Consider the following 15,040-nt stretch of genomic DNA (forward strand, 5'->3'; position numbering starts at 1 on the left):
TTCGCGATGAGTGAGCTGGTGACGGCGGAGCTGCTGGAGCGGGTGCGGGAGCGGCTGGCGGAGGGTGCGGCCGATCCGGATCCGGCGCTGGTCGCGGCGGCCATCCGGGCCGAGGCGGGCGGGGTGCTGGCGGATACCGATCTGTTGCGCGCCTTGCGATTGCTGCAGACCGAGATGACCGGGGCCGGGGTGCTGGAGCCGCTGCTGCACGATCCGGAGGTGGCCGATGTGCTGGTCACCGGGCCGGATTCGGTCTGGGTGGACCGGGGGCGGGGCTTGCGCCGGACCTCGGTGCGGTTCGCCGACGAGGCGGCGGTGCGCAGGCTCGCACAGCGGCTGGCACTGGGGGCGGGCCGCGGCTCGACGACGCGCAGCCGTGGGTGGACGGGCGGCTGGCGGGAACCGAGGCGGCGCTGGGTGATTCCTTCGGCGTGCGACTGCACGCGGTGCTGTCGCCCATCGCGCACGGTGGCACCTGCCTGTCGCTGCGCGTGCTGCGGCCCGCCACCCAGGGGCTGGACGCGCTGGCCGCGGCCGGTGCGGTGCCGCCCGACGCGAAGGTCCTGCTGGAGCGCATTATTCGCGCCCGGCTGGCCTTCCTGGTGGTCGGCGGAACCGGGGCGGGCAAAACTACCCTGCTGTCCGGGCTGCTGGCCAAGGTGGCGTCGACCGAACGCATCGTCTGCGTGGAGGACGCCGCCGAGCTGGCTCCGCCGCACCCCCACGTGGTCCGCCTGGTCGCCCGCCCCGCGAATGTGGAGGGCGCGGGACAGATCACCGTCCGCGACCTGGTGCGCCAGGCGCTGCGCATGCGCCCCGATCGCATTGTCGTGGGCGAGGTTCGAGGTGCGGAGGTCGTGGACCTGTTGACGGCCCTGAACACCGGCCACGACGGCGGCGCGGGCACCGTCCACGCCAACTCGCCCGGCGAGGTCCCGGCCCGGCTCGAGGCTCTCGCGGCCCTGGGCGGTATGCCGGCGGCCGCGCTGCACAGCCAATTGGCGGCCGCGATCCAGGTCGTCCTGCACGTCCACCGTCAGCCCGACGGCCGCCGCACGCTACGCGAAATCGGCATGGTCGCCCCGGTCGACGGCCGCGTCCACATCACGCCCGCCTGGACTGCCGATGGCCGTCCGGCCCCGGCCGCCCCGGCCCTCGTCAACCTCCTCGACCGAAGGATTCCGGATGATTCCCTCGAATGAAGAAGGCGGTTCTCCGCAGCCACAGCCATCTTGCGTCAGTGGTAACTCGTTGTGTTGCAGCCTATTCGGCCTGCGCGGATCACGGTTTCCGGGGCTCCGGATGGGGTGGCGAAACGCGTGTTCGCGGCATGAGTCGTCGGAGTGTGCTGGGGCGGAGGATGATTCGGATTCATCGGCCAGTGAGGTCGGCTGATGTCGGCCGGTATCGCGGCGGCGCTCGCCTGCGTCGCGTCCGCCATGCTGGTGGCACCCGCGCCCGCCGGTCGCCGTCGTTGCGAACGACTGTTCCGGCGTACCGAGAGAACCCGAATGCCGTTCGGCCGGTGGGTGATTCGATCGGCTCCGTCGCTCTTGGTGCCACTCGTGGTCCTGGCCGGTCCGGGTCCGGCCGGGGCGGCATCGATTTTGGCCGCCACGCTGGTGTTCCGGCGTCGCCGGGTGCTGCGGGAGCGGCGGCGTGCCGCTGCGGCGGCGCAACTGCTCGAGGGGCTGGAAGCGGTGATCGGCGAGCTGCGTATCGGTGCGCATCCGAGCGCGGCGGCCCGGGTGGCGGCCCAGGAGACCGAGGGCGAGGTGGCCCGGGCCTTCGCGGTCAGCGCCGCCCGCAGTCGCCTGGGCGGCTCGGGCGCCGCGGGCCTGCGGCGGCCGGGCACGGTGGTGGCGGGGGAGTTGGCGCGGGTGGCCGCGGCCTGGCGGGTGGCCGAGCGGCACGGTCTGGCCCTGGCCGAGCTGCTGACGGCCGCGCGCCTGGATCTGCTCGGCCGCAAGCGTTTCCGGGATCGCACCCGCGCGGCGCTGGCGGGTGCTCGCGCCACCGCGACGGTGCTGGCCCTGCTTCCGCTGCTCGGCATCGGGCTCGGTCAGCTGATGGGCGCCGCCCCGCTGCGCGTCCTGTTCCTGACCCCTGCCGGCACGCTCCTGCTGCTACTGGGTTCGGCCCTGACCTGCGCCGGTCTGCTGTGGGCCGACGCCATTACGGACCGGGTGCTGCGATGACCGCGTCGATCGCCGCCCTGCTGGCCGTCGCGCTGCTGATGCTGCCGGGCCGGGCCGCCGTGGTCCGCCGGTTGGCGCGGCTGCACGAGCCGGGTGCCGATCCGCGTCCGATCGCCGCGGCGGCCCCGTCCGATCCGCTCGGCGTCGCCTCCGCCCTGGATCTGCTCGCGGCCTGCCTGCGTGCCGGATTGCCCACTGCCGCAGCGTCCGCCGCCGTCGCGGTATCGGCTCCCGAGCCGCTGGCCACCGTCCTGCACCGGGCGTCGGATCTGCTCGCGCTGGGTGCTGATCCGGCTGCGGCCTGGGTGCAAGCCACCGCCGGTCACGCCGACGACGCGGTGACGGCACTGGCCCGCCTGGCCCGCCGTTCGGCGCGCTCCGGAACCGGATTGGCCACGGCGGTGGCCGAATTGGCGGAACGCCGCCGCGGCGAGCTCGAGGATGCCGCCGCCGCGCGGGCCGAACGCGCCGGTGTCCTGATCGGCGGTCCGCTCGGCCTGTGCTTCCTACCGGCCTTCCTGTGCCTGGGGATCGTCCCGGTCGTGATCGGCCTGGCCGGTCGGGTTCTGGAAGGCGGCCTGCTGTGACCATCCGGCCTGCTGTGACCGCGAAACCTGTTGTGACCGCTGAGGAATGTACCGGCGCGGAACCGCCGCGCCGGGGCGAGGGAAGGAGTGAGCGTGGGAACGACTGTCCGAAACGCGTTCTGGGGATTGCGCACCCGGCTGCTGCGCGTGGTGACCGCCGAGGACGGCATGAGCACCGCGGAGTACGCGATCGGGACGATAGCGGCGGCGGCGTTCGGGGCGGTGCTGTACACGGTGGTGACCGGGGACAGCATCGTCAACGCCCTGACGAAGATCATCGACAAGGCGCTGAAGACTCCCGTCAAGTGACGTATGCCACACCACGTCGACATGCCGAGGCGGGCATGGCGACCGTCGAGGCGGCCATTGCGCTGGCTGCGCTGGTCGCGGTGCTGGTCCTCGGGGTCGGGGCCCTGCTGGCGGTGTCGGCGCAGGTGCGCTGTGTCGACGCCGCCCGCGAGGCGGCTCGGCTGGCCGCGCGCGGCGACGAGGCGTCGGCGGTGTCCACCGCGCGCCGGGTCGCACCCGCCGGAGCCCGAATCGATCTCCGCGCCGAGGGCGGACTGGTGGTGGCGGAGGTGAGCGCCCGGGCCACCTTGCTGCCGGTGACCCTGCGCGCGGCTGCCGTCGCGGCTCTGGAGCCCGGGGAATTCGGATGAGAACGACAGGCCGGGAGGCAATGGGTGCTGACGCGGGCGGCGTGACGGTGACGGCCTGCCTCGCACTGCTCGGTGTGTTCGCCGCGGTGGTCCTGATAGGGCAGATCGGGGTGGCGGTGGCCGGTCGGCATCGGTTGCAGTCCGCCGCCGACCTGGGTGCGCTGGCCGCAGCGGGCGCGCTCGACGGCGGCACGGTGGCCGGTTGCGGGCGCGCGGGGGATATCGCGGGCCGAATGGGCGCGCGGTTGGTGGGTTGCGAGGTGCGGGGCTGGGACGTGACGGTGACCGTCGAGGCGCGGATATCGCTGGGTCCGGTGGGCGCGTGGGATGTCCGCGCGGCGGCTCGGGCCGGGCCGATGGAAGGAGAGAGGTAGCGAGGCAATATCTCGTACCGAGCGGTTGGTTAGAAATGTGATGGCGCGGGCCACATCGGCGGTCGATCAATGTCGAAATTCGATGAATGGGATAGCCGAATAGATTGGGTATCGATCACTTTCCAATTCGTTCCCCGAGACTCATTGGAATGAATGCACAGGTAAATCCGGGGGCGACATTATCGAACGGAGCAACCCTCCAGTTAACAGGATCACATCCCTTTTTAATCGACTCGAGCCCTCGGCGTGTCGCGGACACCTTCTGGCATCCGGAATCCGCCCGATACCAACCAGCTGACAGCGCCGACCGGTTGGTCGGTGGCGCTCCGGTATCGCCCCGGCGACGACCGCGTCACGGATCGGCGTTGCCGTCGTCACCTGCCCCGAGCTCGGCCAGGATCGCCCGCAGCAGGCGTGCCGCCCCGGCCTTGTCCAGCGGGTTGTTGCCGTTCCCGCACTTCGGTGACTGCACGCAGGACGGGCACCCGCTCGCGCAGGCGCAGGACCGAATCGCGCCCAGCGTGGCCTGCAACCAGTGCCGCAGCCGGGAGAACCCCCGCTCGGCGAAGCCCGCCCCGCCCGGATGCCCGTCGTAGACGAACACCGTGGGCAGTCCGGTATCGGCGTGTTCCGCCATCGACACGCCACCGATATCCCACCGATCGCAGGTCGCCACCAGCGGCAACATCCCGATCGCCGCGTGCTCGGCGGCGTGCAGCGCGCCCGCGGCGTGCCGGGCGTCGATCCCGGCCCGGGCCAGCAGCTCTGGCGTGACGGTGTAGTACACGGCCCGGGTGGGCAGGGTCTGCGCGGGCAGGTCCAGCTCGACCAGGTCCAGCACCTCGCCGCTGGGCAGTCTGCGCAGGTAGCCGGTGACCCGACGGGTCACCAGCACCTGCGCGAAAGCCGTTGTTACCGAGCCGAATCGGCGCTCCACGCCGACCTCCTCGATCTCCAGCGTGGTCACCGCCCGCGCGCTGGTGCTCCATCCCGGCGTGTCGGCGTGCACCAGCGCGACGCCCTCCTCCAGGTCCAGCTCGTCGACCACGTAGCTCTCGCCCTGGTGCAGGTGCACCGCGCCCGGATGCAAGGTGGCCGGGGCACGCCCGGCGTCGGTGGTGCCCAGCATGCGCCCGGATTCGCCGTCCACCACCGCGACCGCGGTGCCGATGCCGCCGCGCACGTCGACCGCGTCGTGCGGGTGCGCGTCGGCGGTCACGAACCAGCGCGCCGTCCCGTCCCGGGCCACGCCCGCCCGCCGCCGGATCAAACCCTGTTCGGCCAGGTCCGACAGCAGTTCCCAGGCCTGGAAACCGTGCACCTCGGCATCGCTGAGCGGCTGTTCCAGGGCCGCGCACAGCAGGTGCGGACCGAGCACGTACGGGTTGTGCGGGTCGGTGATGCTGGCCTCCAGCGGCCGCCCGAGCAGCGCCTCCGGATGGTGCACGAGGTAGGTGTCCAGGGGGTCGTCCCGCGCGATGAGCAGCACCAACGATCCTTGTGTGCGCCGCCCGGCGCGCCCGGCCTGCTGCCAGAAGGAGGCCACCGTGCCCGGATATCCCGCCACCACAACGGCATCCAGTCCCGCGATGTCCACGCCCAGTTCCAGGGCGTTAGTGGTGGCCGCGCCCAGCAGCGAGCCCTCCGACAGCGCCGCCTCCAGCGCCCGGCGGTCCTCGGCCAGATACCCGGCCCGATAGGCCGCGACACGCCCGGGGAGCTCGGCGTCCACGTCCGCCAGCAGCCGCCGCGTGTCCATGGCCACCAGTTCGGCCCCGCGCCGCGACCGCACGAAGGTCAGCGTGCGCGCCCCCTCGGCCACCAGGTCCGCCATCACCGTGGCGGCCTCGGCCCCGGCCGAACGCCGCACGGCCGCACCGTTTTCCCCGGTCACGCCCGCGCCCAACAGCGGCGGCTCCCACAGCGCCACGGTCCGCGCCCCCTGCGGCGACCCGTCCTCGGTGACCGCGACACACGGTGCGCCGATCAGCTTTTCGGCCGTGGCCGCCGGATCCGCGGTGGTCGCCGAGCACAGCACGAACACCGGATCCGCCCCGTACCGCGCGGCGAGTCGCCGCAGCCGGCGCAGCACCAGCGCCACGTGCGACCCGAAAACCCCGCGGTAGATATGGCATTCATCGACCACGACGTATTTGAGCTGCCGGAAGAACCGCGCCCATCGCTGATGCGACCGCAGCATTCCGACGTGCAGCATGTCCGGGTTGGTGAAAACCCATCGCGCGTGCGCCCGCACCCACTGCCGGATCTCCGCCGGCGTGTCACCGTCGTAGGGCGCGGGATGCACGTTCCGCAACGGATCTTCGCTGGTCAGCTCGTTGACCATGCGCAGCTGATCGGCGCCGAGCGCCTTGGTCGGGGACAGATACAGCGCGGTGGCCCGGGGATCGGCCTGCAGCGCGGTCAGTACGGGCAGCTGATAGGCCAGCGATTTCCCGGACGCCGTCCCGGTCGACACGACCACGTGCCGTCCCGCCGCGGCCAGCTCCGCGGCCCGGATCTGATGGCTCCAGGGCTCCGCGACTCCGGCCGCCTGAACTGCGGCGATGACTTCCGGAGATGTCCATTCGGGCCATTTCGTGACCTGCGCCGCGCGCGGCGGCAACTCGGTGACGTGGGTGAGGCGGGGGTCGCCGGAACCCGCCCCGTTTAGGACACGATTCAGCAACGATCTCCCGTAGCTGATGTCGCTGTTGTCTCCCCGCGGTCGCGGCTGATCCCCATCATTCATCGAAGCGTCGCCGCGACACGCCGAAGGGGTGTGAAAGCTGTGTGCACCCGGCGCTCTACCTGCCATTTCACTACAGAGTAGCGGCCTGCCTCACACCCCGTTTGCCAGATGCTCGCTCTGTTATCCGGAAGCAAACCAACTTCAAGTACGGATTTGGGCATTAAGCCCCTCACCTGCGCATTCGCAAGATCAACTTTTTTTGCAAATTGTGGGTAACTCGGCTGTTGAATTGCCGGAGGACATGGTTCACTGGTTCCTGGTCGCAAGCTTCTGTGTTCGAGGGAACGGATCGAAAGTCCAAACCATCAGCAGGATCGATGTTGCGAACGGTGTACTGCGTGCTTTCCTGCAGGGGGAACAGAGTACAGCGGTCGGAACGGACCCGGTGGACGAACCTCGTTGTCTACCGTTCCGGTATGGAAAGAGAAGGAACAGAATGGCACAGGGAACTGTGAAGTGGTTCAACGCGGAGAAGGGGTTCGGCTTCATCGCGCCCGAGGACGGCTCCGCTGACGTCTTCGTCCACTACTCCGAGATCCAGGGAACGGGCTTCCGCACCCTCGAGGAGAACCAGAAGGTCGAGTTCGAGGTTGGCCAGGGCACCAAGGGCCCGCAGGCCACCGGTGTTCGCGCGCTCTAAGGAGCGAGCCAACCCACAGGTTCCGTCCCCCATCGCCCCAGGGCGGTGGGGGACGACCCATATCTGGACCCATTACACTCGATCACGATCAGGGGCTACATCGTCGCCGCGCACCAGCCGCGGGCATTGAACACGGTATAAACGTCGCTGGCAGCGATATCGGACATCGCAGCCGCTTGCCCCAGCCGCGTATGGTGCGTACACCAGCGCCGACGTGGATCGAGACGAAAGGTGTGTTCGCCGGTGGCAACACGAGACCGCGGTGCAGCGCCGAACTCCCAGGCAGCGCCCGACCAGGGCCGTTCCCTGCGTCGTCTCGTGATTGTCGAGTCGCCGACGAAGGCCAAGAAGATCGCGCCCTACCTGGGCCGCGGCTATGTGGTGGAGGCTTCGGTCGGCCACATTCGGGACCTGCCGCGCGGCGCGGCGGATGTGCCCGCCAAATACAAGGGACAGCAGTGGGCGCGCCTCGGCGTCGACGTCGATCACGATTTCGAGCCCATCTATGTGGTCAGCCCCGAAAAGAAGGGGAAGGTCAGCGAGCTGAAGAGCCTGCTGGCCGACGCCGACGAGCTCTACCTCGCCACCGACCCCGACCGCGAGGGCGAGGCCATCGCCTGGCACCTGCTCGAGACGCTCAAGCCCAAGGTGCCGGTGCGGCGCATGGTCTTCCACGAGATCACCGAGTCGGCCATTCGGGCCGCGGCTGCCGACACCCGGGAGCTGGACCAGGACCTGGTCGACGCGCAGGAGACGCGGCGCATCCTGGACCGGCTCTACGGCTACGAGGTCTCGCCCGTGCTGTGGAAGAAGGTCATGCCGAGGTTGTCGGCGGGCCGGGTGCAGTCGGTGGCGACGCGGGTCATCGTGCAGCGCGAGCGCGAGCGCATGGCGTTCCGGTCGGCGGAGTACTGGGATATCGCGGCCAAGCTGGATGCGGGCGGCAATGAAGAGGGCGGGAATCCGCGGGTCTTCGGTGCGCGGCTGGTCAGTGTCGAGGGTGCGCGCGTGGCGACCGGTCGTGATTTCGGATCCGACGGGCAGCTGAAATCGCAGGGCGTCGTCGTGCTCGATGCCGGTTATGCGCAGCGGCTGGCGGAATCGCTGCACGGGGTGGATCTCACGGTCACCTCGGTGGAATCCAAGCCGTACACGCGAAAGCCGTACGCGCCGTTCATGACTTCGACGCTGCAGCAGGAGGCCGCGCGCAAGCTGCGTTTCACCTCCGAGCGCACCATGCGGGTGGCGCAGCGGCTGTACGAAAACGGTTACATCACCTATATGCGTACCGACTCGACGACCCTGTCGCAGTCGGCGATCAATGCGGCGCGGGCACAGGCCACGCAGCTGTACGGCGCGGAATACGTGAGTCCCACACCGCGGCAGTACAACCGCAAGGTCAAGAACGCGCAGGAGGCGCACGAGGCGATTCGCCCCTCGGGTGACGTCTTCGCCACGCCGGGGCAGCTGCACAACAAGATCGACAATGACGAATTCCGTCTGTACGAGCTGATCTGGCAGCGCACGGTGGCCTCGCAGATGCAGGACGCGCGGGGCACCACGCTGACGGTGCGCATTACCGGTGTCGCGAATAGCGGTGAGGAATGCGTGTTTTCGGCATCGGGCCGGACCATTACCTTCGCGGGCTTCCTCAAGGCGTACGTGGAGAGTGTCGACGAGGAGGCGGGCGGTCAGTCCGACGACGCCGAATCCCGGCTGCCCGCGCTGACCGAGGGCCAGGGCGTCACGGCCGTGGAGCTGGCGCCGGACGGGCACACCACCAATCCGCCCGCGCGTTTCACCGAAGCCTCGCTGATCAAGGCGCTGGAAGACCTCGGCATCGGCCGTCCGTCCACCTACTCCTCGATCATCAAGACCATTCTCGACCGCGGGTACGTCTACAAGCGCGGTAGTGCGCTGGTGCCGTCGTGGGTGGCGTTCGCGGTGATCGGGCTGCTGGAGGAGCACTTCGGGCGGCTGGTGGACTTCGACTTCACCGCGGCCATGGAGGATGATCTCGACGCCATCGCCGGTGGGCGCGAGCAGCGCGGAAACTGGTTGTCCTCCTTCTATTTCGGCGGCGATCACGGTGCGCAGGGATCGGTGGCGCGCTCGGGCGGCCTGAAAAAGATGGTGGGCGAACGGCTCGACGGCATCGACGCGCGAGAAGTCAACTCCATCAAGCTGTTCGCCGACGACGAGGGTCGCGACGTGGTGGTGCGGGTCGGCAAGTTCGGGCCGTACCTGGAGCGCATGATCGCCAATCCCGATGACCCGGACGGGAATCCGGTATCGCAGCGGGCCAACCTGCCCGACGATCTGCCGCCGGACGAGCTGACGCCGGAGGTCGCGGAGAAGCTTTTCGCGACGCCGCAGGAGGGTCGCTCGCTGGGTACCGATCCGGCGACCGGGCACGAAATCGTCGCCAAGGAAGGGCGTTTCGGGCCGTACGTCACCGAGGTGCTGCCGGAGCCGGCGGAGGACATCGACACCGGCGCGAAGAAGACCGCGAAGAAGGCGGCCGACAAGCCGAAGCCGCGCACCGGGTCGCTGTTCAAGTCCATGAGCGTGGAGACGGTGACGCTGGACGAGGCGCTGAAACTGCTCTCGCTGCCGCGCGTGGTGGGTGTGGATCCGGCCTCCGGCGACGAGATCACCGCGCAGAACGGGCGGTACGGGCCGTATCTGAAGAAGGGCACGGACTCCCGCTCGCTCACCGGTGAGGATCAGATCTTCTCGGTGACGCTCGAGGAGGCGCTCAAGATCTATGCCGAGCCCAAACGGCGCGGCGGGCAGTCGGCCAGTGCGCCGCCGCTGCGCGAGCTGGGCGTGGACCCGGTGTCGGAGAAGCCGATGGTGATCAAGGACGGGCGGTTCGGCCCGTATGTCACCGACGGTGAGACCAATGCCAGCCTGCGCAAGGGCGACGAGGTCGAGTCCATCACCGATGCGCGGGCCTCGGAACTGCTGGCGGATCGGCGGGCGCGCGGGCCGGTGAAGAAGGCCGCGAAGAAGACTGCCAAGAAGGCGGCGGCGAAGAAGACCGCGGTCGCCAAGACCGTGGTCAAGAAGGCGGCCGCGAAGCAGGCGGCGGCCAAGACGGCCGACGGCGTGACCACCAAGAAGGCCGCGGCCGCGAAGAAGACCCCGGTCAAGAAGGCGGCCGCGAAGAAGACCGCCGCCGCGGCCAAGTCCTGAGCGAACTCACTGGAAGCGCCCCCGATTTCTGCGGGGGCGCTTCTTTTTTGCGCGGTGTTTCTGTCGGTGCCCTGCCGTAGCGTGTAACTCGGAACACGCACCAGCGGAAGGACATTCGATGACCGTCGATCATGAGCGTGAAGAACTGATCAAGATCCTCGACAGCCAGCGCGAGCTGTTCCGGATCACCCTGCGCGGCATCGATGACGCGCAGGCGCGCCAGCGCACCACGGTCAGTGAACTCACCCTCGGCGGTCTATTGAGCCATGCGGTGAATGTCGAAAGGCACTGGACCACAATCCTGGTCGAGCGGGACCCGGACTCCGAATTCGATGTCTCCCGAATGGATTCCGAGTACCGGCTGGATCCGGATCAGACGGTGGCGGGGCTGCTGGCCGAGTGGGAGGTGGTGGCCGAGCACACCGCCAAGCTGATCCGCGAGCTACCCAATCTCGAGGATTCGGTGCCGACGCCGACCGCGCCGTGGGCTCCCGAACGCGAGTACCTGGGGGTCCGCTACATCCTGCTGCACATTCTGCGGGAGATCGCGCATCACTCCGGGCACGCCGACATCATTCGGGAAGCCTTGGACGGGGCCAACACCACATATCAGCGCGCCAACTGACCGTCGGCCGGACTGTCGGGGGCGACGGCTAAGGTGGTCGGCGTGGCGGGTGTCTTCGATCGGCTGGTCGGCCAGGGTGCGGTCGAGTCCGAGCTCACCGCTGCCGCGGTCGCGGCGCGGGGTGGAGCCGGATCGTCCTCGGCCATGACGCATTCGTGGTTGTTCACCGGGCCGCCCGGCTCGGGGCGCTCGGTCGCGGCGCTGTGTTTCGCGGCCGCCCTGCAGTGCACCGACGAGGGCACGCCCGGCTGCGGGCGCTGCCACGCGTGCACCACCACCGTGGCCGGAACACACGGCGATGTGCGGCGCGTGGTGCCCGAGGGTTTGAGCATCGGCACCAAGGAAATGCGCGAGATCGTGCAGGTGGCGTCGCGGCGGCCGAGCACCGGGCGCTGGCAGGTGGTCGTGGTCGAGGACGCCGACCGCTTGACCGAGGCGGCGGGCAATGTGCTGCTTAAGGTGGTGGAAGAGCCGCCGGAGCGGACCGTCTTCCTGCTCTGCGCGCCCTCGGTGGATCCCGAGGACATCTCCGTGACACTGCGATCCCGGTGCCGGCACGTGCATTTGGCCACGCCGTCGGTCGACTCGATCGCGCGTGTGCTGCGGGAGCGGGACGGTCTGGACGAGAGGACCGCCGGATGGGCGGCCGGAGTGAGCGGCGGGCATATCGGCCGCGCGCGACGGCTGGCCACCGATGACCAGGCGCGGGCTCGCCGCAAGCGGGCACTGGCCCTGGTCACGGCTACCGCGCGCCCCGCAGCGGCCTACGCGGCCGCCGACGAACTGGTGAAGTCGGCCGATGACGAGGCCAAGCAGGTCAGCGCCGAACGGGACGAGAAGGAACGGGAGGAACTGGCCATCGCCCTGGGCGCGGGCGGCACGGGCAAAGGTGCCGCCTCCGCCACCCGCAGCTCCGCCGGCGCGTTGAAAGAGCTGGAGAAACGCCAGAAGTCGCGCGCCACCCGCACCGGCCGCGACGCCCTGGACCGAGCCCTGATCGATGTCGCGGGCCTGTACCGCGACGCCCTCGCCGTCCGCTTCGGCGCCGCGAAGGCCGACTCCTCCGCCGGAGTAGTCCTCACCCACCCCGACATGGCCGATCAAATCCGCGAACTCGCCACCGACGTCCGCCCCGAGGGCCTACTCCTGTCCATCCAGGCCGTCCTCGACTGCCGAGAGGCCCTCGAAACCAACGTCAAACCCCGCTTCGCCCTGGCAGCCATGGCCGCCGCCCTGATCGCGGCCCGCTCCGCCTGACCCCGGCGTGTCACACATCACCCCGAACACCCGTTTTCGCGTTTCGCGCGCAAGACGATAGACTCGCACCGCCGGAAGGCACGCCGCCTTAGCTCAGTCGGTAGAGCGCTTCACTCGTAATGAAAAGGTCGGGGGTTCGATTCCCCCAGGCGGCTCAAAGGATAAAGGTGAGGACCGTTGTGGTCCTCACCTTTTGTCGTTGGGGTCCGAAGCCCAGTCGTGTCGGCGGTTGCGACGGACCAGGCTTTCGGTGATCTTGTTGGAGGCCTGGAGGTTTCGTTGCTCATCTTCGGCTGGCGTCGAGAGCTTTATACGCTCGCCACTCTTACGGTCTTCTGTGGGTCGTGCCGGTGCACTGGCCCGCATGCGCTGCGGAAGTTCGTTACCAGGTTCACGCTGTTCTTCGTTCCGCTGTTCGCCGGGAATGTCGAGCAGTATTTGGAGTGCCCGGTGTGCGGGGTGCGGTCGACCGTCCCCGCTCGGGACATTCCGAATCTGGTGGCACGGGCCGGGCGGATCGAGGTTCCGCTGGAGGAGATGATTCGGACCTCGCCGCGAAACCCGGAGCCGGCGTGGCCGGATCTGCCGTAGACCCGCGAACGGTCAGGAGATGAGGCCTCGGCCGGTGGTTAGGGGGAGGTCCATGGCTGTCAGGAGGCCGGGGCGGGCGGAGACTACGGCGGGGATGGCGCTGACCAGGCGGGCGGCGGTGCCTACTACGCCGGCTTCGGCGTGGTCGCCGTTGCTGTAGAGCTGGAGGTCCAGGAGGTAGGCGGGGTCGCCCTTGATTTCTACTCGGTAGCAACCCTTTCCGGCTGGTTGGGGCCAGTCGGGGGCTAGAGCGGGGTGGAGGCGGGTGGTGTGTTCGAGGGTGAGGATTTCGCGGGCCTTGCTGATGCCGTGGACCTGGAAGCGGAGGGCGGCGGCGGTGCCCTCGGGGATGGTGTGGGTGCCTACCTTCAGTTCTTCGGTGGCGGGGAGGCGTTCGAAATGTTGTGTGACGGAGTCGAGTTCGATGTCGAGGGCGTGGGCGAGCTGGCGGATGACGCTGCCCCAGGCGAGGGTGAGGACGCCGGGCTGGAGTAGGAGGGGGAGGTCGTCCAGGGGCTTGCCGAAGCCCATGATGTCGAAGAGGACCTTGGGGTTGTCGTAGGTGGAGTAGTCCATGATCTCCGAGCAGATGATCTTGTCGATGCGCTCGGAGCCGCTGGACAGGAGCAGGGGTAGCCAGTCGTTGGCCCAACCCGGGTCGATGCCGTTGACCCACAGGGAGACTCCGCCCTCGTCGGCGGCCTCGATGATCGGGGCGATGGCCTCGTCGGGGAGGGTGCCGTAGGGGAACTGGAGGAATACGGGGCTGCTGGAGATGACGTTGATGCCCGCGCGGAGGAAGGTTTTCAGGTCCTCCACCGCCTCCATCAGACGGTCGTCGGCCATGGCGGTGTGGATGATGCAGTCGGGTTTCAGGGCCAGCAGCGCCTCGGCGTCCTGGGTTGCGGTGACGCCGATTTCGCGGTCGAGACCGGCCAGTTCACCGGCGTCCTTGCCTGCTTTGGCGGGGCTGGAGACCCAGACGCCGACCAGCTCGAGTTCGGGGCGGGCGATGATGGAGCGCAGGGTGCGGCGGCCGACATTGCCGGTGCTCCACTGGACTACGCGATACTTCATGGGAAAGCTCCTGTGGGGCAGTGGATTACAGGTCGGGGATGGGAAGGTCGAGGTTGGGGTGGTCGATGCCGCCGTCGACCTCGAGCACCTTGCCGGTGACGTAGCCGCCCGCGCGGGAGCTCAGGTAGACGATGGCGGCGGCGATCTCCCAGGGCTCGCCGAGGCGGTGCAGCGGGGTGGCGTCCTCCATCTGCTTCTTGATCTCCGGCTGCTGCGCGACGACTTCCAGGGCCGAGGTCAGCACCGAGCCGACCGCGATGGCGTTCACCCGGATGCGCGGGGACAGGTCGGTGGCGGCCAGCCGGGTCCAGTGCGCGAGGGCGGCCTTGGCCGTGCCGTAGGCCAGGAAGCCGCGGCCGGGGGTGATGCCCATCCGGGAGGAGATATTGACGACCGAGCCGCCGCCGTTCTTCAGCATGTGCGGGACCGCCGCCTGGGTCAGGGCGTGTGCGGTGGACACGTTGAAGCGGAAAGCCTCTTCGAGGAATTCGGTGGTCGTGGTGAGGAAGGTGTTGGGCATGGTGCCGCCGACATTGTTGACCACGATGTCGAGGCGGCCGAGTTCGGCGGCGGCGGTTTCGGCGAGGGCGGTGACGGCGGAGAGGTCCGACAGGTCCGCGGGGACGGTGATGGCACGCCGGCCCAGGGCGCGGATCTTGCCCGCTACCTCGTCGAGCTGGGCGGCGGTGCGGGCCGAAATGGCCACGTCCGCACCGGCTTCGGCGAGGGCGAGGGCGGTGGCGGTGCCGATGCCGCGGCCCGCGCCGGTCACGACGGCCACGCGGCCATCCAGTCGGAAGGTGTCCAGGATCATCGCGAATTCAGTCCTTCTCGGGTGACGACAGTCACAAGCAGCTTTAAGCAATAGTTCTTAATCGTCAAGGAGAAGTTCTGTACGCGCTGGTGAACCGCTATGGTGCAGACTGTGGCAGTGACGGACGCGCGGGAGCGCATCATCCTCGCGGCGGAACAGCTGATCGCCGAGCGCGGGCCGGCGGTGCCGCTGCGCGATATCGCCGCGGCCGCGGGGCAGCGAAACAACTCGGCCATCCAATACCACTTCGGATCTCGCGACGGGCTAGTAC

General features: G+C 69.1%; 13 protein-coding genes, 1 tRNA gene and 1 pseudogene. 12 read left to right on the plus strand and 3 right to left on the minus strand.

All coding sequences use genetic code 11. The features are described from left to right. The first annotated feature begins 6 nt into the window (after positions 1 to 6). The 6 genes and pseudogenes from NS2_RS22355 to NS2_RS22380 all read left to right on the plus strand — a co-directional run bounded on the left by NS2_RS22355 (position 7) and on the right by NS2_RS22380 (position 3,818). A pseudogene (locus NS2_RS22355) lies at positions 7 to 1,202 on the plus strand (TadA family conjugal transfer-associated ATPase). Between the two features lie 192 nt (positions 1,203 to 1,394). Continuing rightward, on the plus strand, positions 1,395 to 2,198 hold the full coding sequence (locus NS2_RS22360) for a type II secretion system F family protein (RefSeq protein ID WP_230463984.1): 804 nt from the start codon (positions 1,395 to 1,397) through the stop codon (positions 2,196 to 2,198). Then, the gene (locus tag NS2_RS22365; RefSeq protein WP_033089369.1) at positions 2,195 to 2,785 is read left to right on the plus strand and encodes a type II secretion system F family protein; all 591 of its coding nucleotides are present in this window, start codon (positions 2,195 to 2,197) and stop codon (positions 2,783 to 2,785) included. The genes NS2_RS22360 and NS2_RS22365 overlap by 4 nt, the downstream gene beginning before the upstream one ends. 93 nt (positions 2,786 to 2,878) lie before the next feature. Then, positions 2,879 to 3,094: a DUF4244 domain-containing protein gene (locus NS2_RS22370; protein WP_033089385.1), complete on the plus strand. Its 216-nt coding sequence runs from the start codon at positions 2,879 to 2,881 to the stop codon at positions 3,092 to 3,094. 35 nt (positions 3,095 to 3,129) lie between these two features. Continuing rightward, positions 3,130 to 3,444: a TadE family type IV pilus minor pilin gene (locus NS2_RS22375; RefSeq protein WP_045438513.1), complete on the plus strand. Its 315-nt coding sequence runs from the start codon at positions 3,130 to 3,132 to the stop codon at positions 3,442 to 3,444. A 20-nt stretch (positions 3,445 to 3,464) separates the two neighbouring features. Then, a complete protein-coding gene (locus tag NS2_RS22380; protein WP_096490361.1) occupies positions 3,465 to 3,818 on the plus strand; it encodes an Rv3654c family TadE-like protein in 354 nt (117 codons plus the stop codon). A gap of 352 nt (positions 3,819 to 4,170) precedes the next feature. On the opposite strand, the gene sftH is transcribed toward NS2_RS22380, so the two are convergent. Next, complete coding sequence (gene sftH, locus NS2_RS22385) at positions 4,171 to 6,567, minus strand: DEAD/DEAH box helicase (RefSeq protein ID WP_033089372.1); 2,397 nt, start codon at positions 6,565 to 6,567, stop codon at positions 4,171 to 4,173. 436 nt (positions 6,568 to 7,003) lie between these two features. Here sftH and NS2_RS22390 point away from each other — a divergent pair, with 436 nt between their 5' ends. The 5 genes from NS2_RS22390 to NS2_RS22410 all read left to right on the plus strand — a co-directional run bounded on the left by NS2_RS22390 (position 7,004) and on the right by NS2_RS22410 (position 12,442). Further along, positions 7,004 to 7,207, plus strand: a complete 204-nt coding sequence (locus NS2_RS22390; protein ID WP_033089373.1) for a cold-shock protein — start codon at positions 7,004 to 7,006, stop codon at positions 7,205 to 7,207. 318 nt (positions 7,208 to 7,525) lie between these two features. Further along, positions 7,526 to 10,405 (plus strand): type I DNA topoisomerase, encoded by a 2,880-nt coding sequence (topA, locus tag NS2_RS22395; protein ID WP_071812284.1) that lies wholly within the window; start codon positions 7,526 to 7,528, stop codon positions 10,403 to 10,405. Positions 10,406 to 10,523: 118 nt separating this feature from the next. Continuing rightward, complete coding sequence (locus tag NS2_RS22400; protein WP_033089374.1) at positions 10,524 to 11,030, plus strand: DinB family protein; 507 nt, start codon at positions 10,524 to 10,526, stop codon at positions 11,028 to 11,030. Positions 11,031 to 11,072: 42 nt separating this feature from the next. Next, complete coding sequence (locus NS2_RS22405; protein ID WP_033089387.1) at positions 11,073 to 12,287, plus strand: DNA polymerase III subunit delta'; 1,215 nt, start codon at positions 11,073 to 11,075, stop codon at positions 12,285 to 12,287. An 82-nt stretch (positions 12,288 to 12,369) separates the two neighbouring features. Further along, positions 12,370 to 12,442 (plus strand) — tRNA-Thr (locus NS2_RS22410). A 448-nt stretch (positions 12,443 to 12,890) separates the two neighbouring features. Here NS2_RS22410 and NS2_RS22415 read toward each other — a convergent pair. Then, on the minus strand, positions 12,891 to 13,955 hold the full coding sequence (locus NS2_RS22415) for an NAD(P)H-dependent amine dehydrogenase family protein (protein WP_033089375.1): 1,065 nt from the start codon (positions 13,953 to 13,955) through the stop codon (positions 12,891 to 12,893). Between the two features lie 25 nt (positions 13,956 to 13,980). Next, positions 13,981 to 14,769 (minus strand): SDR family oxidoreductase, encoded by a 789-nt coding sequence (locus tag NS2_RS22420; protein ID WP_033089376.1) that lies wholly within the window; start codon positions 14,767 to 14,769, stop codon positions 13,981 to 13,983. A 99-nt stretch (positions 14,770 to 14,868) separates the two neighbouring features. On the opposite strand from NS2_RS22420, the gene NS2_RS22425 reads away from it, so the two are divergent. Beyond that, positions 14,869 to 15,040, plus strand: a 172-nt coding sequence (locus NS2_RS22425; protein WP_147207275.1) for a TetR family transcriptional regulator, incomplete at its 3' end; no start/stop codon positions are given.

Origin of the sequence: Nocardia seriolae NBRC 15557 (genome assembly GCF_007990715.1) — a bacterium.
Classification (GTDB): domain Bacteria; phylum Actinomycetota; class Actinomycetes; order Mycobacteriales; family Mycobacteriaceae; genus Nocardia; species Nocardia seriolae.